Below are 17,797 nucleotides of genomic sequence, written 5' to 3' on the forward strand. Positions count from 1 at the left end.
CCCGGGCGTCTCGCGTCGGTGGTGTCTGTCCGGGCCCCTGCGCCCGCCTCGCTCCGGCCGCGACATCTTGGGCAGCTCGCCCTACCGCTGCTGACGCCGATCGCGCAAGAGTTCCAGCGAGGCATCAGCCGGGGCCGCCCAGCACGATCTTCCACACTCGGGTCGCCACCTGGAGGTTCAGCCGGTCCTCGACGTTCGCGAGGTCGTTGCCGCTGATGTCGCGGATGCGCTGGAGCCGATAGCGCAGCGTGCTGCGGTGGATCGCGAGGGATTCCGCGGTCTCGTCGTAGTTGCCGCCGCAGTCGAAGTACCGGGACAGGGTCTCCACCATGGCCGTGTGGTGCCGGGAGTCGTAGTCGATGAGCTGCCCGAGCCACTCCTGGACGAACGTCTCCAGTTCCCGGTAATCGTTGCCAGGTCCCAGGATGCGGTAGAGGCCGAGCTCGTCGAAGAACGTCGTGCCGTAGCACTCGCGGGAGTGCCGGCGCACCTCCATGGCGCGCTGCGCCTCCTCGTAGTGGTGGGGTATGTCGTCCGGGGAGTCGCAAGAGGCGCTCACCCCGATCGTCCCGGACCGTGTCCCGGTCTCCCGGGCGAGCGCCTCGTACAACGCGCGGGCGTGCGGCCTGCCGTCGGCGACCAGGACCACGTGGTCGGAACGTCGGGTCAGCAGCGAGCGCATCCCCACGCCAGAGGCCGCCCGTCCCACGGTCTGCGCGAAGGAATCGTCCGCAGTCCGGTTCGGCCACTGCACCACGACGATGTAGTGGCTGCGGTGCAGGTCGTGTCCGATTGCCTCGGACCGGGCGTAGGCGCTCGCCGCGTCCGTCCCCGCCAGGAGGTCGTCGACCAGCTCGCGGTGCAGCCTCAGCTCCACTTCGGCCAGATTGCGCAGGTGCGCCAGCTCCGGGGCGAGCGACGCGGCGGCGTGTTCCAGCGCGAGTACGGTGTGCTCGTCGGCCTCGTCCCGGGCGTCGACCAGGGCCAGCACGCCCAGGATCTCGCCGTGCGGGCGGACCAGGGTGATCAGCCGGTCCCTTATCCGCACCGGCCCGGCCTGACGGGCGACGGCGTGCAGCATTTCGTCCTGGCGCGCGGGGTCCGGTTCGGGATAGGGGTCGGGTCGGCTGGGGCCGGTCCAGGACCTCAGCCGACCGAAGCGGTCCTCGGCCAGTGCGGGGAGTCCAGTGAGCCTGTGCAGTGCGCGGGTGATGGCTTCCTCGCCGCAGCTCGAGGCGGCGACGTCGGCCATGAGCCCGTGAACGGCTCGCTGGTACCCCAGCTCCGCCACGACGTAGATCAGCCGCCGCTGGAGGGCTGTGCGTTCGTCCCTCAGTCGGTGAAGCTCCAGCGCGTCCTCGTGTCGGCGGCGGTGTGCGAAGGCGACTGACAGTGCGGCAGCGGTGTGCCGGACGAGCGTGTCGAGCAGGGACCGCTCGGCCTCGGATGGCCGGGAGCGGGACGTCACCACGAGGTATCCGTGGAGTCTCTCAAGCCCGCGTAGCCCCAGGGCCCGGCCCCAGGGCCTGCCGGGTACGGTCACGGGGCCGTCCTGCCCGGCCAGCTCCCGCACCCTCCGGCCCACGGCCGAGGCATGTGTCGGCCCGTTCCTGGGGCTGGGGACCAGGTCGCCGTCCACCTTGAGGTATCCGGCCTCGGCGCTGTACGGCCCCGCGGCGGCTATGTGGTCCATGGCCAGGCGCAGGATCTCGCCTTCGTCCGGGGTGTCGAACAGGGCGCGGGAGAGCACTGTCAGTTCGCGGAGGGCATGATCGGCCGGCGTTGGAGCGGGTGGGCGAGGCACTCTCCGCGCGGCCGCGGGCTGCCGGACGCTGCCCCGTGGGGGGCTGTCCTCCCGGTCGGAGCAGCGGCGGTACAGGTGGTGCGCCCGGCTGCTGGCCATCGGATCACTCCGTTCCCATCGAGCCTACAGGCGAGCGGTGGTAACCCGCTTCCGTCCGGCTCGTCCGAGATGTTCGGATTCTTCCTGTCGTACTCGTGGGGCGACCGGAGCTGTGCATTCCTGACTCGCCAGGCGCAGGCGTGGAGCCACCCGGTTCGTCACCCTGGGGAGTGCTCGAGACCCTCCGTGCGCACCGGTGGGAAACCGGCGGACGTCCCACCTCTACCTGAACGAACGTGATCCGGAGAGTCGACGCAGGCGCCGTACCGGGAGGAGTTCCTCATGGCCAAGGCAGTGGGCATCGACCTGGGCACCACCAACTCGGTGATCGCCGTGTGGGAGGGCGGCGAGCCGTCCGTCGTGCCCAACAGCGAGGGCAACCGCACGACACCGTCCGTGGTGGCCTTCACCGACACCGGGGAACGTCTGGTGGGCCAGCTGGCCCGGCGCCAGGCGATCCTCAACCCGAAGGGCACCATCTACTCGGCCAAGCGGTTCATCGGCCGGCACTTCGACGAGATCTCCGACGAGGCCAGGGCGGTGACGTACGACGTCGTCGAAGGCGACGGCGGGGCGGCCCGCTTCAAGGTGCGCGACAAGCTCTATGCGCCTGAGGAGATCAGCGCACAGGTCCTGCGCAAACTCGCGGACGACGCCTCCAAGCAGCTCGGGGAGCGGGTCACGGAGGCGGTCATCACGGTGCCCGCCTACTTCAACGACGCTCAGCGCACCGCCACCAAGGACGCCGGACGGATCGCGGGACTGGAGGTGCTGCGGATCATCAACGAGCCGACCGCGGCGGCCCTCGCGTACGGCATGGACAAGAAGGAGCACGAGACCGTCCTCGTCTTCGACCTGGGCGGCGGCACCTTCGACGTGAGCATCCTCGACGTCGGCGACGGTGTGGTGGAGGTGCGCTCCACCGCCGGTGACAGCCACCTGGGCGGCGACGACTTCGACCGGCGTCTGGTGGATTACCTCGCGGACGACTTCCAGAAGGAGAACGGCATCGACCTGCGCAAGGACCCGCAGGCGCTGCAACGACTGTTCGAGGCGGCGGAGAAGGCCAAGACCGAGCTCAGTTCGGTGACGCAGACGCAGGTCAGCCTGCCGTTCATCACCGCCGACGCCTCCGGGCCCAAGCACCTCACCGACTCGATCATGCGGTCCACGTTCGAGCAGATCACCGGCGACCTGGTGGAGCGCTGCCTGGGACCGGTCCAGCAGGCCATGGCCGACGCCAAGGTCGGCGAGAGCGACATCGACGAGGTCATCCTCGTAGGCGGCTCCACCCGTATCCCGGCGGTCCAGGCCCTGGTCCGCCGGCTGACCGGCGGCAAGGCACCCAACATGAGCGTCAACCCCGACGAGGTCGTGGCCCTGGGTGCCGCCATCCAGGCCGGGGTGCTCAAGGGCGAGGTCAAGGACGTCCTGCTGCTCGACGTCACACCCTTGTCGCTGGGCCTGGAGACACGCGGCGGAGTGATGACGAAGATCATCGAGCGGAACACCACCATCCCGGTGCGCCGCAGCGAGACCTTCTCCACCGCCGAGGACAACCAGCCCGCCGTCGATGTGGTGGTCCTCCAGGGCGAGCGCGAGCGGGCCGCCGACAACCGGGTGCTCGGCCGGTTCCAGCTCACCGACATCCGGCCGGCGCCGCGCGGCGAACCACAGATCGAGGTCACCTTCGACATCGACGCCAACGGCATCCTCAACGTCAAGGCCCGCGACCGGGACACCGGCAAGGAACAGGGCATCACCATCAGCGAGAGCTCCAACCTGGACCGCAGTGAGGTCGAACGCATGCTCCAGGAGGCCGAGCGCAACCAGGGCCAGGACCATGCACTCCGCGAGGCCGTCGACGCCCGCAACGAACTCGACGCCATCGCGTACCAGGTCGAGAAGCGTCTCACCGAACTGGGCGACGCAGCGCCGGCGCACGAGAAGGCACGCGCCGAGATGCTCGTGTCCGACGCCCGGGCGGCGGTCAAGGAAGAGGCGGGCGTGGAGCGCGTGCGGCCCCTGACCTCCGAACTCCAGCAGGTGCTCGCCGGGCTGGCGGCCCATCAGGGCGCCGCCAGCGCGGACGGCGGTCCCGGCCAGGATGCCGCCACCGGTGGTCCCACGAGCGGCGAGGCCGGTGGCGACGATGTCATCGACGCCGAGTTCGACAAGGGCTGAGGCGCGCCATGCCCACCCACCCCCAGGAACCCGACCGGGCCGGTTCGGATCCGGTCGGACCGGTCCCGGACGGCGCCGTACGCCCTCCTCGCGGGGATTTGCCGCAACCGGGCCCGCCGACCCGGCCGGAAGCGGCGAACGGCGAACCGGGGCCCGACGCCGCCGGCCCCGCGCCTGCCGAGGACGAGTACACGACCGCGATCCGGGAACTGGAGGACCGCTGGCGGCGCGCACTCGCCGACCTCGACAACCTTCGCAAGCGCCACGCCAGGGAACTGGAGCGCGAACGGGCCGTCGAGCGGTCCCGCACGGCGGCCGCCTTCCTGCCCGTCCTCGACAACCTCGAACTCGCCCTGACCCATGCCGGCGCCGATCCGGGCGCGATCGTGGAGGGCATCCGGGCCGTACGCGACCAGGCGGTGAACGTCCTCGAACTGCTCGGCTACCCGCGGCATGCGGAGACCGGCGTCGCCTTCGACCCGGCCCGGCACGAGGTGGTCGGCGTCGTCCAGGACCCGGACGCCCCACCGGGCACGGTCGTCGAGGTGCTGCGCCCCGGCTACGGGGACGGCGAGAGGCAGCTCAGGCCGGCCGCGGTGACCGTCGCGAAGCGGGAGTGACCGGCGATGGCACGGGACTACTACGAGGTGCTCGGCGTGTCGCGGAGCGCGAGCCAGGACGAGATCCAGCAGGCGTATCGCAAACTCGCCCGCAGGTACCACCCCGACGTCAACAAGGACCCCGCGGCGGAGGAGCGTTTCAAGGACCTCAACGAGGCACACAGCGTCCTGTCCGATCCCAAGACCCGGGCCCGCTACGACCGCTTCGGCGAGGACTTCCGCAAGATCCCCGAGGACTTCGACGAACGGGTCGCGGCCGGCGCGGGCGGCGGCTTCCGCGGTCGGAGGACCGCGGGCGCGGGCGGCCCCCGTGTCCGATACGCCACCGGCTTCGGCGACGACTTCGGCGCGGAGGGCATCGACATCGAGGACCTGCTCGGCTCCATGTTCGGAGCCGGCGCCGCCCCGGGCGGCGTCCCCGGAGCGGACCAGGAGGCCGAGCTGCCGCTCACCGTCGAGGAGGCGTACCGAGGCGGCCGTCGCACCGTCACGCTCGCCGGTCCCACCGGGCAGCCGCGGCGGTACGAGGTCGACGTGCCGCCGGGCGTCACCGACGGGCAGCGCATCCGGCTGGCGGGGGAGGGCGGCCGGGGCAGTGGTGACGCCGCCGCGGGCGACCTGTACCTGCGGGTGCGTATCCAGCCCCACCCCCGGTTCCGGCTGGACGGCCGCGACGTGCACATCCAGGTCCCGGTCGCCCCCTGGGAGGCGGCCCTGGGTGCGACCGTGCCGGTGCCCACGCCCGGCGGCAGCACGGCCAAGGTCACGGTGCCCGCGGGTTCGTCCAGCGGCCGGCGGCTGCGGCTGCGTGGCGAGGGCATGCCGAACCCGCGCGGCGCGAACGGCGACCTGTACGCCGAACTCCGCATCATGGTGCCGCCCACGCTCAGCGACCGGGAGCGCGAACTGTTCGAGGAGCTCGCCGCCACTTCCTCGTTCGACCCCAGGAGGACGCGATGAACGACCGACGCGCGGGAGCGGCAGGCAGCGGCTGGGCCGGCGGGGGCGCCCGGCCGGTACGAACGGGCGCAGACATCACCGCCACGACGGCTGTCCGGTACGCGCTCGTGCCCGCCCCCAGGCTCTCCCTCGACGCCGTGGCCCGTCTCTCGGGCCTCCACCCCGATCTGATCCGCCGGTTCGTCGCCCTCGGCCTTGTCGACGCCGAACGCGACGCCGCGGGGCACCTGGTGTTCGCCCCCACGGCCCCGGCGGTCCTTGCCCGCATCCAGCGGCTGCGCACCGGACTGTGCCTCAACTACGCATCCATCGGCCTGGTGCTCGACCTGCTCGACCGCATCAGCCTGCTCGAAGCCGCCCTGCGCGGCCGCGGCACGAGGAGTGAAACACCCCCATGGACATGAACCGTCTCACCCAGAAGTCCCAGGAAGCCCTCCAGGAGGCCCAGACCGCGGCCGTCGGCATGGGGCACACCGAGGTCGACGGGGAACACCTGCTGCTCGCGCTTCTCGATCAGGAGGACGGCCTGATCCCGCGGTTGCTGCAACAGGCCGGCACCGAGCCGATGGAACTGCGCGCTGCCGTGCGCGAGGAACTCTCCCGCCGCCCGAAGGTCACCGGCCCCGGCGCGGCTCCCGGCCAGGTCTTCGTCACCCAGCGCCTCTCCCGGCTGCTCGACGCCGCCGAACGGGAGGCCAAACGCCTCAAGGACGAGTACGTGTCCGTGGAGCACCTCCTGCTCGCCCTGGCCGAGGAGAGCTCTTCGACCGCCGCCGGGCGACTGCTCAAACAGGCCGGCATCACCAGGGACTCGTTCCTGAGCGCGCTCACCCAGGTCCGCGGCAACCAGCGCGTCACCTCCGCCAACCCCGAAGTGGCCTACGAGGCTCTGGAGAAGTACGGCCGCGACCTGGTCCTCGAGGCTCGGTCCGGGCGGCTGGACCCGGTCATCGGCCGTGACGCGGAGATCCGTCGCGTCACCCAGATCCTCAGCCGCAAGACCAAGAACAACCCCGTCCTCATCGGCGACCCCGGCGTCGGCAAGACCGCCATCGTCGAGGGCCTGGCCCAGCGCATCGTTCGCGGCGACGTCCCCGAGGGCCTGCGCGACAAGACGGTGTTCGCCCTCGACATGGGCTCCCTGGTCGCCGGTGCCAAGTACCGCGGCGAGTTCGAGGAACGCCTCAAGGCCGTGCTGTCCGAGGTGAAGGCCGCCCAGGGGCGCATCCTGCTCTTCGTCGACGAACTGCACACCGTCGTAGGAGCGGGCGCCGCCGAAGGGGCCATGGACGCGGGCAACATGCTCAAGCCGATGCTCGCCCGCGGCGAACTCCACATGATCGGCGCCACCACCCTCGACGAGTACCGCAAGCACATCGAGAAGGACGCCGCCCTCGAACGCCGCTTCCAACAGGTCCTGGTCGGCGAGCCGAGCGTGGAGGACACCATCTCCATCCTGCGCGGACTGCGCGAACGCCTGGAGGTCTTCCACGGCGTGAAGATCCAGGACACCGCGCTGGTCTCCGCGGCCACCCTCAGCCACCGCTACATCACCGATCGATTCCTGCCCGACAAGGCCATCGACCTCGTCGACGAGGCGTGCGCCCGGCTGCGTACCGAGATCGACTCGATGCCCGCCGAACTCGACGAGATCACCCGCCGCGCCACCCGCCTGGAGATCGAGGAAGCGGCCCTGTCCAAGGAGACCGACCCCGCCAGCAAAACCCGCCTGGAGGAGCTGCGCAGGGAGTTGGCCGACCTGCGCGGCGAGGCCGACGCCAAACACGCCCAGTGGGAGGCCGAACGGCAGGCGATCCGCCGCGTGCAGGAACTGCGCCAGGAACTGGAGCAGGTCCGTCACGAGGCAGAGGAAGCCGAACGCGCCTACGACCTCAACCGCGCCGCCGAACTCCGCTACGGCCGACTCCAGGACCTGGAGCGCCGACTTGCCGCAGAGGAGGAGCAACTGGCCGCCAAGCAAGGACAGAACCGGCTGCTGCGCGAGGTCGTCACCGAGGAGGAGATCGCCGAGATCGTCGCCGCCTGGACCGGCATCCCAGTCGCCCGCCTCCAGGAGGGCGAACGCGAGAAACTGCTGCGCCTCGACGAGATCCTGCGCGAGCGCGTCATCGGCCAGGACGAACCCGTCAAGCTCGTCGCCGACGCCATCATCCGCGCGCGCTCCGGCATCCGCGACCCTCGCCGCCCCATCGGCTCGTTCATCTTCCTCGGCCCCACCGGCGTCGGGAAGACCGAGCTGGCCAAGACGCTCGCCCGGACTCTGTTCGACTCCGAGGAGAACATGGTCCGCCTCGACATGAGTGAGTACCAGGAGCGGCACACCGTCAGCCGGCTCATGGGCGCACCACCCGGATACGTCGGCTACGAGGAAGGCGGCCAGCTCACCGAGGCCGTACGCCGCAAGCCGTACTCGGTCGTGCTGTTCGACGAGATCGAGAAGGCGCACACCGATGTCTTCAACACCCTGCTGCAGATTCTCGATGACGGCCGCATCACCGACGCGCAGGGCCGCACCGTCGACTTCCGCAACACCGTGATCATCATGACGTCCAACATCGGCTCCGAGCACCTCCTCGACGGCGCCACCGCCGAAGGTGAGATCAAGCCCGACGCCCGCGCCCTGGTGATGGGCGAGCTGCGCGGGCACTTCCGCCCGGAGTTCCTCAACCGCGTCGACGACATCGTGCTGTTCAAACCGCTCGGCGAGCGGCAGATCGAGCGGATCGTGGAGCTGCAGTTCGACGAACTGCGACAGCGGCTCGCCGAACGCCGCATCACCGTCGAACTCACCGACGCCGCCCGGGAAGTGATCGCCCACCAGGGCTACGACCCGGTGTACGGGGCCCGGCCACTGCGCCGCTACATCTCCCACGAGGTCGAGACACTGGTCGGACGCGCCCTGCTGCGCGGCGACGTCCAGGACGGCGCGACGGTCCGCGTCGACGCCGAACACGGAGAGCTGGTGGTCACCTACGACCAGCTCGAGGACGTGAAGGGAGCGCGGGCGGCATGAGCACGATGCAGGCGACGACCGTCAGTTGTCCCAACTGCGGGCGCACCAACCGGGTGCCCGTGGCCGCCGAGGGCCGCCCGAAGTGCGGCCACTGCAAGCAGCCCCTGCCGTGGATGGTGGACGCGGGCGACGACGACTTCACCGAGGTCGCCGAGCGGGCCGACGTCCCCGTCGTGGTCGACCTGTGGGCCACCTGGTGCGGCCCCTGCCGCATGGTCAGCCCCGCGCTGGAGAAGGTCGCCACCGATCTCGCCGGCCGCATCAAACTCGTCAAGGTCGACATCGACAAGAACCCGCGGCTGTCGCAGCGTTTCGAGGTCCAGGCGGTACCGACCCTGCTCGTCCTCGACCAGGGCGAGACGGTCGCCCGGCAGGCGGGGGCGGCGCCCGCCCCCGTTCTGCGCCAGTGGGTGGAACAGTCGATCACGGCCCGGGAAGGGTGATCCGGATGACCCTGCACGCAGACCCCCACCTCGCGCTTGTCCGGCCGGTCCAGCCGCTGACCCCAGAAGGGTGTCAGGAGTGTCTGCTGCTCGGCTCCCCGTGGGTCCACCTGAGGCTCTGCCTGACCTGCGGGCACGTCGGCTGCTGTGACTCCTCGCCGAACAAGCACGCGCGTAGGCACGCAGCTGCCGACGCCCATCCGATCGTGCAGTCGTTCCAGCCCGGCGAGGACTGGCGCTGGTGCTACGTGCACGAGGCGTTCGTCTGATGTCCGGCGACCAGCCGCTGCCGGGCGGAGAACCGGTGCCGGAGGAAGCGGACGGGGCCGTCTTCTGGGAGACCCCGGACATCCACGGCGCGTATCCGCGCCTTACGGAGGACCAGACAGCACGTCTGGCGGAGCACGGGCAACGCCGGAGCATGGTTCCGAACGACGTCCTGATCCAGGAGGGGGAGCGCTGCGAGACGTTCTTCGTCGTCCTCAGCGGTACCGTCGCCGTCGTCGAGGGCTACGGCACCCCCGAGGAGCACGTGCTGCGTGTGCACGGCCCCGGTCGCTTCATCGGTGAACTCGGTCTGCTGCACGGGCAGGTGGCCTTCTACACCGCTGTCGCCAGGGAGCCGGGCGAGGTCCTCGTCGTCTCCCTGGACCAGTTGCGCCACCTGGTGTCCCAGGACTCCACCATCGGGGACGTTGTGCTGCGCGCGTGTCTGGGCCGTCGCGCGCTGCTCGTCGGACAGGGCGTCGGCTTCCGCATCATCGGCTCGCGCTACTCGCCCGACACCAGGCGGCTGCGCGAGTTCGCCGTCCGCAACCGGCTGCCGCACCGCTGGATCGACCTGGAGACCGACGAGGAGGCCGAGGACCTGCTGCGCCGCTTCGGCGTCGGCCCGGAGGAGACACCGCTCGTCATCTGGCGGGACACCGCCCTGTTGCGCAACCCCAGCAACGCGGAACTGGCCCGGCTCATCGGCCTGCCGTCTCTGCCCGCCGGAAACCGTCACGGCGACGTCCTCATCGTCGGCTCCGGACCCGCCGGCCTCGCTGCCGCGGTGTACGCCGCCTCCGAGGGCCTGAGCACCACCGTGGTGGAGGCGATGGCCACCGGTGGCCAGGCCGGCACGTCGTCCCGCATCGAGAATCTGCTCGGCTTCCCCGCCGGCATCTCCGGCGCCGAACTCACCGAACGCGCCGTGCTCCAGGCCGACAAGTTCGGCGCCAGGATCAGCATTCCGGTGGAGGCGACCGGTCTCCATCCCAAGGACGAGGACCACTACGTGGTGGCGTTCGCCGACGGCAGCGAGATCGCCGCCCGCGCCGTCGTCCTGGCCACGGGTGCCCGCTACCGCCGGCTCCAGGTGCCCGGCATCGAACGCCTGGAGGGAACGAGCGTCCACTACTCGGCGACCGTCTACGAGGCCCAGCAGTGCCGCACCGACCCGGTGGCCGTCATCGGCGGAGGCAACTCGGCGGGCCAGGCGGTGCTGTTCCTCGCCGGGTACGCGCCGAAGGTGCACCTGCTGGTCCGAGGACCCAGCCTTGAGGCCAACATGTCCCGCTACCTGGTCGACCAGGTCGAACGCCACCCGCGGGTGGAGGTCATGCTGCACACCGAGGTCACCGAGGCCATCGGCCAGGAGGTGCTGGAGGAGCTCGACGTGGTCGACAACCGCACGGGCGGGCACCGCCGACTCGCGGTACAGGGCCTGTTCGTCTTCACCGGCGCCGACCCCCACACCGAGTGGCTCGCCGGCATCATCGCCCTCGACTCCCGCGGCTTCGTCCGCACCGGCCCGGAGGCCCAGGAAACCTGCGCGTACCCCGAGGTGTGGGACGGCCGCGGGCGCTCGTGCATGACTCTGGAGACCAGCCTGCCCGGGGTCTTCGCGGTGGGGGACGTCCGTAGCGGCTCGGTGAAGCGGGTGGCCTCGGCGGCCGGTGAGGGCGCGATGGCCATCCACTTCGTGCACCGGCACCTGGGGCACTCGGCCGCACCCGGCACCACGGGCACGTCCGTTGCCGCGGGCGGTTCGGACGCCTCCCCACGCACACGTGACAAGGAGTCCGCATGGCTTGCATGACGAATGGCGGGCCACCCCACACGACCAAGAGCTCTATGACGCCATGACCGACCGGTTCCCGACTGGGTCAGCCACCAGGCGTGGCTGATGTTCGGCTTTTAGCAGGCCAACGAGTCAGCTGTCAGGGGGGAAGTCCGCGACGGCCTTGCCGAGGTCGCGTTCGAGCTCACCAGGTCTCTGCAAGCCCTGCCCGGCGAGGTAGTCCAGGCGCTCACGGCTTTCGGGCCGGGCGATCGGGCTCTGGAATGTCACGGCGTCGGAGCGGACGTGGGCGGCCGATGCCAGCGTGAGGTCGTTGACGGCACGCATGGCCGCTTGCACCCCTTCCGGCGGGAAGCCGGCGATCCGTGTCGTCAGCCGTTCGACGAAGCCGTCCAGCTCTGCGTCGGGCAGGGCTCGGTTGATCCAGCCGTAGCGCTCGGCGGTGTCGGCATCGAAGTCGTCGGCGCCGACGATCGCCTCGATGGCGCGGGTCCGTCCGAGCCGACGGGCCAGGTGCTGGACACCACCCGCGCCGGGCAGGGCACCGGTGCCAGCCTCGAACTGCCCGAAGACCGCCATCTCTCGCGAGGTGAAGATCATGTCGCACGCCATGGCGAGTTCGTTGCCGCCACCGCGGGCCCGCCCGCGGACCTTGGCGATGGTGATCACCGGAACCCGCGCCAGCTTGTGCAGGAACATGCCCGGTGAAGCATCGCCGGGGCCACCCGCCTTTTCGGCCTCCGCGGTGTACTGCGGGACGGCCGTGAGGTCCACATGCGCGGAGAAATAGTCCGGCGAGGCGCTGTCGATGACGACGACGCGCACGTCACCCGGGTCGGTGTACAGCATGTCGACCAGGGAGACCAGGTCACGGACCAGGTCGACACCGACAAGGTTGAGGATGCCCGCGTCCAGGGTGGCGAACAGGACCCCGTCCTGCAGCCGGGTCCGGACCGACGGATGGTCGATGCTGATGGAGCTCCTGGACGTGAGGGTGAAAGGGGAAGCGCATTACTGAGCCTCTGCCCCAGGATGCGCCTCAGCCCACCGCGGGCGCATGCTGGGAGGTGGGGCGGAGTGGCCTTGCCCGTGGAGCCCGCGGGTACGGCGAGGCGGAGCCGCCCCGAAAACCGTGCCTCCCGAATCGAAGGAGCGGGTCATGCCTGGCCTGCATTTCCATGTGGATTCCTCGATGAGCCCGCCTGAGGTCATGCGGGTGCTCACGGACTTCAGCCCCTCACGGCTGGAAGAGTGGCCCTCGATCGACGCGGAACACTTCCAGGTACACGAACGTGGGGACACCTGGGCCGAAGTCACTGAAGGAAACGCCAAGTCGTGGGAGCGAGCACGCTACGACTGGGACCCCGCGCAGAACATGGTCACCGTCACCACCCGCGACTCGACCCCGTTCGGACCTGGCGGTTGGGTGTTCCAGATGACCCCCCACGGCGACGGCACCCGTGTCGACGTCAAACTCCAGCGGCATCCCAGCTCGTTCACAGCCAAGATGAAGTCCTCGATACTCCCCTTGGCCGGCCCGGTGTTCCGCAAGTCCTTCAGGGAGCCCCTGAAGGCCAAGTAGTCGGCCGTGTCCCTCTCTTGACCCTTCACCACGCACGAGAAGGGCCCGCAGTCTTCGACTCGTAGCCCTCCACGCTTGCCGTGCACATCAGCACGGTTTGATGGAAGCGACCCACGAGAAGTCAGCGACGTCGTACGCACCGGCGTCCGTCCAGCGGACGAGGGACTGCAAGAAGAACGGCTCTGGCCCGTAGCCGGTGGTGACGTCGAGTAGCCGCCCATGATCATGATCATGATCTTGTGATGGATGTCAACTCCCTTGTGGGGACGGTGTTTCCGGGCTTTCGGCGCTGGTCGTCGAGGACGTGACGTATGGCGGTGACGCGATAGTGGTCATGGCCCGCACTCGGGATGTGGCGGTGCCGTGTCCGGTGTGCGGATCGCCGACGGCGAAGGCCCATGGGTATCACCGCCGGACGGTGACGGACGTGCCGGTCGACCGCCGCCAGGTCGTCGTTCACCTGCGCGTACGGCGGCTGGCCTGCCCGACCATGGGCTGCCGACGGCTGACCTTCCGCGAGTAGATTCCCCGGACAGGCAATGCGTCGAGGCAGACCTGGACACCCCGCGGGGAACCGTTCCGTTCCGCACCTTCGCGGTGAGCTGCTGCGGCGGCAGCCCGATTCAGGTATGCCGGGTGATGCAGCCAGAACTCACAAACCTGTCCCATGACCGGGGCGCGGTTGCCACGGGGCCGTGGCTACGCGATACGACAAGCTTGCCGTCCGCTACGAAGCCCCGTCCTCATCGCCGCCATCAACGAATGGTTGTGGAGGGCGTGTTGTGGCGGCGCGTGACCTTCTTCGAAGCCGAGCGTTCTGCTGTCAGCCAAGACCGTCGCGGCTCTCATGGCATGGGCGACAGGATCGTCACATGCAGCCGATCTTCGTTCTCGTGCACAGTCCGTCCGTAGGCCCCTCGACCTGGCATCCTGTGGCCGAACACCTGACGGCGGCCGGATACCAGGTACGGGTGCCGTCCCTGCTGCAGATAGGCGCCGGTGCCCCGCCATTCTGGCCCCGCATCGTCGACGCCGTCCGCGACGACCTCCGGCAGGTCTCGGCCGGCAGCCCCGTCACGTTGGTGGCGCACAGCAACGCAGGCTTGTTTCTCCCGGCGATCCGCTCGGGCCTCGACCATCCGGTGACCGGCTCGATCTTCGTCGATGCCGCGCTGCCGGCCCGGATCGGACCGACCCCTGTCGCCTCACCAGAGTTGCTGGAGTTCCTCAGCCCGATGGCTGTGAACGGCGGGCTGCCGCGCTGGACCGATTGGTGGGACGAGGCGGACGTCGCACCCATGTTCTCTGACCCGAAGGTGCGACAGACAGTCATTGAGGAGCAGCCCACCCTGCCGCTGTCCTACTACGAGCAGCACATCCCGGTTCCCGACGGCTGGGACGACCATCCCTGCTCCTACTTGCTGTTCGGCCCTCCGTACGACGACCTTTCCGCCGAGGCGCGCGAACGCGGCTGGCGTGTGGCACACCTGCCCGGCGCACACCTCCATCAGATCATCGATCCTGCCGGCACAGCCCGGCACCTCGTCGAACTCGCCACTACGACTTGATCCACTTCCGATACGCGCCCTGGTAGAACCAGCGTCTCGGTCGGCTCGGTGGCCCAGGTCAGCCGGCGGGCCTGCTCGGCCCAGAAGCCGAGCCTGTCAGCCTTGGCCTCCTCATACGCCTCCGCGGTGACATTGGCGTTCGCCGCCAGGTCGGCGGACGGCGCGAACCTGCGCTCTTCCTTCGGGAGACCGGCGATCGAAGCGCCGCCTTCGACTGCTTCACGGTCGCGTGCTGCAGACATGTCCACTCTCTTCTCCGGCCGTGCCCCAGGGCTGACCTCCTGGGACCGGGTACCGCTCATTGTCAGGAGGTCACGAATTCGGGGTGCGAGATGTCGGCTGTCTCGGAGCCGGTCGTGGCTTTGGACTCGGGCGCCGTGGCGCGCCTGCCCTGTCGGTCGGCGAGGAGCACGAAGGTGACCCCGATGACGACCCTGGCCGTGAGGACCAGGGCGGGGAGGCCTGCGCCCGTCCCGTCGAAGAAGGCTTTGGTGCGCAGCAGGCTGCCGGAGGCGCCCGGCGGGAGCAGTTGGCCGATGGTGGCCCATCCGTCGGGGAGCCAGTGGGGGCCGGTGGTCAGGCCGGACAGAGGGTTGCCGAGCAGCATCATGAGGGCGCCGCCGAGGGCGAAGCCGGCCATGCCGAGGAAGGCCTGGAGGCCGAGCAGGGTCGTGGACATGGTCGCCATACCGAGGATGACGCCCAGGGCGGTGAGTCCGTAGTTGCCGTCGATCGAATGCGTGCCGAACTGGAGGGCAGCGGCTACGGCGGCGCCCGCGACGACCGAGAACAGCACGGCTCCCTACACGGACCAGATCCGCCGCTCCGACCCGCAGGCGGCGCTCGACACTGCCGCCCGCGCCATCCTCGGCGCCTGCTTCCACAACTCCGTACGGCCCGACCCGGCGACCGGCGAAGTGGCCCAACGCCGCTACGCGGACGAACTGAGCGACATGGCGATCGCCTACCTCCTCACACCCGGCCGTCGGGACACCACTCACGCCTGAGCCGCCCGTTTTCTGCCGAGCCAGGTCTCAAGGGGCCAGGGTGAGGTCACCATGGTTGGACTTGGCGAGCGACCGCCCGATGACCATGCGCTGAATCTGGTTCGTGCCTTCGAAGATCTGAGTCAACTTGGCCTCACGCATGTACCGTTCGACCGGGAACTCGCGCGTGTAGCCGACCCCGCCGAGGACCTGCACCGCATCAGTGGTGACACGCATCGCGTTGTCGGTCGCGACGAGCTTCGCGACCGAAGCCTCACGGCTGAACGGCAGTCCCGCGTCCTTCAACCGGGCGGCATGGAGGGTCGCAGCACGCGCTGAAAAGACCGCGGCCTCCATGTCGGCGAGCAGGAACGCGACTCCCTGGTGGTCGATGATGCGTGATCCGAACGTCTCCCGATCGCGTGCATAGGTGATCGCGTGGTCGAGAGCGCCCTGGGCGAGACCGACCGCGACGGCCGCGATACCGAGACGGCCGGAATCCAGGCTCGCGAGAGCGATACGCAGGCCGCCGCCCTCGGCACCGATACGCCGCTCGACCGGGACACGGACGTCCTGGAGGACCATGGTCGCCGTCGTGGACCCGGTCAGGCCCATCTTCCGTTCGGGTACATCAGCGGTGAGGCCCTCGGTGCCAGCGGGGATCATGAAGCACGAGATACCCGTGCGGTCCTCCGAGGTGCGGGCCATGACCTTGTAGTAGTCCGCGTGGCCACCGTGGGTCGTCCAGGCTTTCGCACCGTTCAGGACGTAGTGATCGCCGTCCAGACGGGCCCGGGTCCGCAGCGCGGCCGGGTCCGAGCCGGTGTGCGGCTCCGAGAGGCAGTAGGCACCCAGCAGCTCGCCACCGAGCATCGCGGGCAGCCACTCCTGCTTCTGCTCCTCGGTGCCCATCGTCGCCAGGCCGAAACACGACAGCACGTGCACGGAGACACCTACGCCGACCGAAGCCCACACGGACGCGATCTCTTCGACAACCTGCAGGTACACCTCGTAGGACAGGCCGCTGCCGCCGTACGCCTCGGAGTACGGCAAGCCGAGCAGGCCGACGCGTCCGAGGAGCCTGAACACGTCACGAGGGAATGCCTCGTTCGCCTCATCGGCATCCGCTCGCGACGCGAGTTCATCGGCCGCCAGCTTCCGGACCAGCCTGATGAGGTCAAGGGACTCATCGTTCGGTAGCAGACGACGCGCGCTCATGGCACCTTCCAGCTGTCGGGGCGAAACATCGTTCGGAGACGTCTGCGGGCCGAGGCACCGCAAGACGCTCTTCATGGACAGAGATCGAGACGCTCAGGGAAGGCCGGCCGCCGCGTGGGTCTCGGCGGTGGCGCGGGTGGTGCCCCTCACCCCGGACGGGATCATGTTCACGTCCGTGGCGTCACAGGTGAGCACCAGCAGCTCGGCGGCGTCGTTACGAGTTGCCGGGTACGTGCAGGTTCGGCGCCGGCAAGCGGTACGCGACCCGAGAGATGTCCACGCGTTCGACGGTGGTGGCCAACTGCCGCACGTGCCCACGCTCCGCGAGCGTGCGCGCCCCCGCGCCCGCGCCGTCACATCCCGGCGGCGCGGCGGCGGCACGGATATCGAGCCGGTCCTGCACCAGCACCCGCCCCGCGAACGTGACGTAGTCCTCGTGAAGGCATCGGCGGAGCTCGGACACATTAGGTGCCACCAGGTCTTCTTTCTTGCGTGGTCAGGAAGATCAGCCCGACCGACGAGGAGAACGCCGTCCTCTTGTCGCATGTTCACCCGCTCGCCCACCCGCTCGCCGCGACCGTGCCACGCGTCACGGTGAACAACCCGCCCGGAGTCCGCACCGCCGGCTTCGCCGCAACGGCCTTCTTCGAACGGTGTCGGATCACTTCCATCCGGCGGGGCACCACCTTCGGACCAAGCCCGTCCACCGCCTGCCGACAACACACCGGACCGGCATACCAGGCCAGTACCGCAAGCAGATGTTCCAGAGCCTGGGGGTCCGGCGGATGTCCACCCCGGCGCGGGGCGGGGGACCATGGCGGTGGAGCCGGTAGGAGATACCGGCACCGGCTCGATTCGCGGCAGTTCACCGACGACTTCGCGCGCCGTTGAGATACGGGCCGGCTCCTGCTCACACATCACCGGGCGGACTGTGATCCGTTCAGCCTCGGCCCCAAGCCGTTCCGCTTCGCTGTGACAGGCGGCCTCCCGCTCCCGTAGCAGCCGCAGCACCTCATCACAGCTCATCGGACCCACCTCTCGCGCCAGCTGATCAACCAGCTATCGCAACGAGACGGGCATCACACCGGACACGGGCGACCCCGCTAACCTCACCCCACGGGGACACGCACCCGAGGTGAAGAACGTCCCCGGTCGGCCCGACACCGACAAGCTGGATGCGGTCCGGTCGGCCAAGGTCGCCGAACGGGGCATTTTCCGGGCCTCGTTGGGTTAG

Annotated in this window: 16 protein-coding genes and 2 pseudogenes; 12 read left to right on the forward strand and 6 right to left on the reverse strand. The window is 69.7% G+C overall.

Annotated elements, in window-relative coordinates; genetic code table 11:
- Positions 1–124: 124 nt before the first annotated feature.
- Positions 125–1,903: a helix-turn-helix domain-containing protein gene (locus tag ACFYR3_RS29625; RefSeq protein WP_355848053.1), complete on the reverse strand. Its 1,779-nt coding sequence runs from the start codon at positions 1,901–1,903 to the stop codon at positions 125–127.
- Between the two features lie 282 nt (positions 1,904–2,185).
- On the opposite strand from ACFYR3_RS29625, the gene dnaK reads away from it, so the two are divergent.
- The 8 genes from dnaK to ACFYR3_RS29665 are packed head-to-tail and all read left to right on the forward strand — an operon-like array spanning position 2,186 to position 11,227.
- Positions 2,186–4,087: a molecular chaperone DnaK gene (gene dnaK / locus ACFYR3_RS29630; protein ID WP_355848050.1), complete on the forward strand. Its 1,902-nt coding sequence runs from the start codon at positions 2,186–2,188 to the stop codon at positions 4,085–4,087.
- Positions 4,088–4,095: 8 nt separating this feature from the next.
- A complete protein-coding gene (gene grpE, locus ACFYR3_RS29635; RefSeq protein ID WP_356784062.1) occupies positions 4,096–4,707 on the forward strand; it encodes a nucleotide exchange factor GrpE in 612 nt (203 codons plus the stop codon).
- Between the two features lie 6 nt (positions 4,708–4,713).
- Positions 4,714–5,667, forward strand: coding sequence for a DnaJ C-terminal domain-containing protein (locus ACFYR3_RS29640; RefSeq protein WP_389285150.1), 954 nt, complete (start codon positions 4,714–4,716; stop codon positions 5,665–5,667).
- The gene (locus ACFYR3_RS29645) at positions 5,664–6,071 is read left to right on the forward strand and encodes a chaperone modulator CbpM (RefSeq protein WP_356784059.1); all 408 of its coding nucleotides are present in this window, start codon (positions 5,664–5,666) and stop codon (positions 6,069–6,071) included. Before ACFYR3_RS29640 ends, ACFYR3_RS29645 begins: the two co-directional genes overlap by 4 nt.
- The gene (gene clpB, locus ACFYR3_RS29650; RefSeq protein ID WP_389285151.1) at positions 6,062–8,701 is read left to right on the forward strand and encodes an ATP-dependent chaperone ClpB; all 2,640 of its coding nucleotides are present in this window, start codon (positions 6,062–6,064) and stop codon (positions 8,699–8,701) included. The genes ACFYR3_RS29645 and clpB overlap by 10 nt, the downstream gene beginning before the upstream one ends.
- Positions 8,698–9,144, forward strand: a complete 447-nt coding sequence (trxA, locus tag ACFYR3_RS29655; protein ID WP_355848036.1) for a thioredoxin — start codon at positions 8,698–8,700, stop codon at positions 9,142–9,144. Before clpB ends, trxA begins: the two co-directional genes overlap by 4 nt.
- A 5-nt stretch (positions 9,145–9,149) precedes the next feature.
- Positions 9,150–9,413 carry a UBP-type zinc finger domain-containing protein gene (locus ACFYR3_RS29660; RefSeq protein WP_097227389.1) on the forward strand — a complete coding sequence of 88 codons (264 nt, stop codon included), beginning with the start codon at positions 9,150–9,152 and terminating at the stop codon, positions 9,411–9,413.
- Entirely contained in the window at positions 9,413–11,227 is a 1,815-nt protein-coding gene (locus ACFYR3_RS29665; protein WP_389285152.1) for an FAD-dependent oxidoreductase, read from the forward strand. The genes ACFYR3_RS29660 and ACFYR3_RS29665 overlap by 1 nt, the downstream gene beginning before the upstream one ends.
- Before the next feature lie 114 nt (positions 11,228–11,341).
- Here ACFYR3_RS29665 and ACFYR3_RS29670 read toward each other — a convergent pair whose 3' ends face one another.
- Positions 11,342–12,184: an enoyl-CoA hydratase/isomerase family protein gene (locus ACFYR3_RS29670; RefSeq protein WP_389285215.1), complete on the reverse strand. Its 843-nt coding sequence runs from the start codon at positions 12,182–12,184 to the stop codon at positions 11,342–11,344.
- Positions 12,185–12,368: 184 nt separating this feature from the next.
- Here ACFYR3_RS29670 and ACFYR3_RS29675 point away from each other — a divergent pair, with 184 nt between their 5' ends.
- From ACFYR3_RS29675 to ACFYR3_RS29685, 3 genes and pseudogenes are all read left to right on the forward strand, one after another.
- Positions 12,369–12,791, forward strand: a complete 423-nt coding sequence (locus ACFYR3_RS29675) for a hypothetical protein (protein ID WP_355848031.1) — start codon at positions 12,369–12,371, stop codon at positions 12,789–12,791.
- Between the two features lie 289 nt (positions 12,792–13,080).
- Positions 13,081–13,311: pseudogene (locus ACFYR3_RS29680) on the forward strand (transposase family protein); the annotation flags it as partial.
- A 352-nt stretch (positions 13,312–13,663) separates the two neighbouring features.
- The gene (locus ACFYR3_RS29685) at positions 13,664–14,359 is read left to right on the forward strand and encodes an alpha/beta hydrolase (RefSeq protein WP_389285153.1); all 696 of its coding nucleotides are present in this window, start codon (positions 13,664–13,666) and stop codon (positions 14,357–14,359) included.
- Between the two features lie 29 nt (positions 14,360–14,388).
- Here ACFYR3_RS29685 and ACFYR3_RS29690 read toward each other — a convergent pair.
- Positions 14,389–14,601: pseudogene (locus ACFYR3_RS29690) on the reverse strand (acetyl-coenzyme A synthetase N-terminal domain-containing protein); the annotation flags it as partial.
- 62 nt (positions 14,602–14,663) lie between these two features.
- Positions 14,664–15,047, reverse strand: coding sequence for a hypothetical protein (locus tag ACFYR3_RS29695; protein ID WP_389285154.1), 384 nt, complete (start codon positions 15,045–15,047; stop codon positions 14,664–14,666).
- Between the two features lie 52 nt (positions 15,048–15,099).
- Here ACFYR3_RS29695 and ACFYR3_RS29700 point away from each other — a divergent pair, with 52 nt between their 5' ends.
- Complete coding sequence (locus tag ACFYR3_RS29700) at positions 15,100–15,366, forward strand: hypothetical protein (RefSeq protein WP_355848022.1); 267 nt, start codon at positions 15,100–15,102, stop codon at positions 15,364–15,366.
- 27 nt (positions 15,367–15,393) lie between these two features.
- On the opposite strand, the gene ACFYR3_RS29705 is transcribed toward ACFYR3_RS29700, so the two are convergent.
- The gene (locus ACFYR3_RS29705) at positions 15,394–16,563 is read right to left on the reverse strand and encodes an acyl-CoA dehydrogenase family protein (RefSeq protein WP_355848019.1); all 1,170 of its coding nucleotides are present in this window, start codon (positions 16,561–16,563) and stop codon (positions 15,394–15,396) included.
- Between the two features lie 214 nt (positions 16,564–16,777).
- Positions 16,778–17,038, reverse strand: coding sequence for a hypothetical protein (locus ACFYR3_RS29710; RefSeq protein WP_355848017.1), 261 nt, complete (start codon positions 17,036–17,038; stop codon positions 16,778–16,780).
- Between the last annotated feature and the right edge of the window lie 759 nt (positions 17,039–17,797).

Origin of the sequence: Streptomyces sp. NPDC005784 (assembly GCF_042871525.1) — a bacterium.
In the GTDB taxonomy this organism is placed as follows: domain Bacteria; phylum Actinomycetota; class Actinomycetes; order Streptomycetales; family Streptomycetaceae; genus Streptomyces.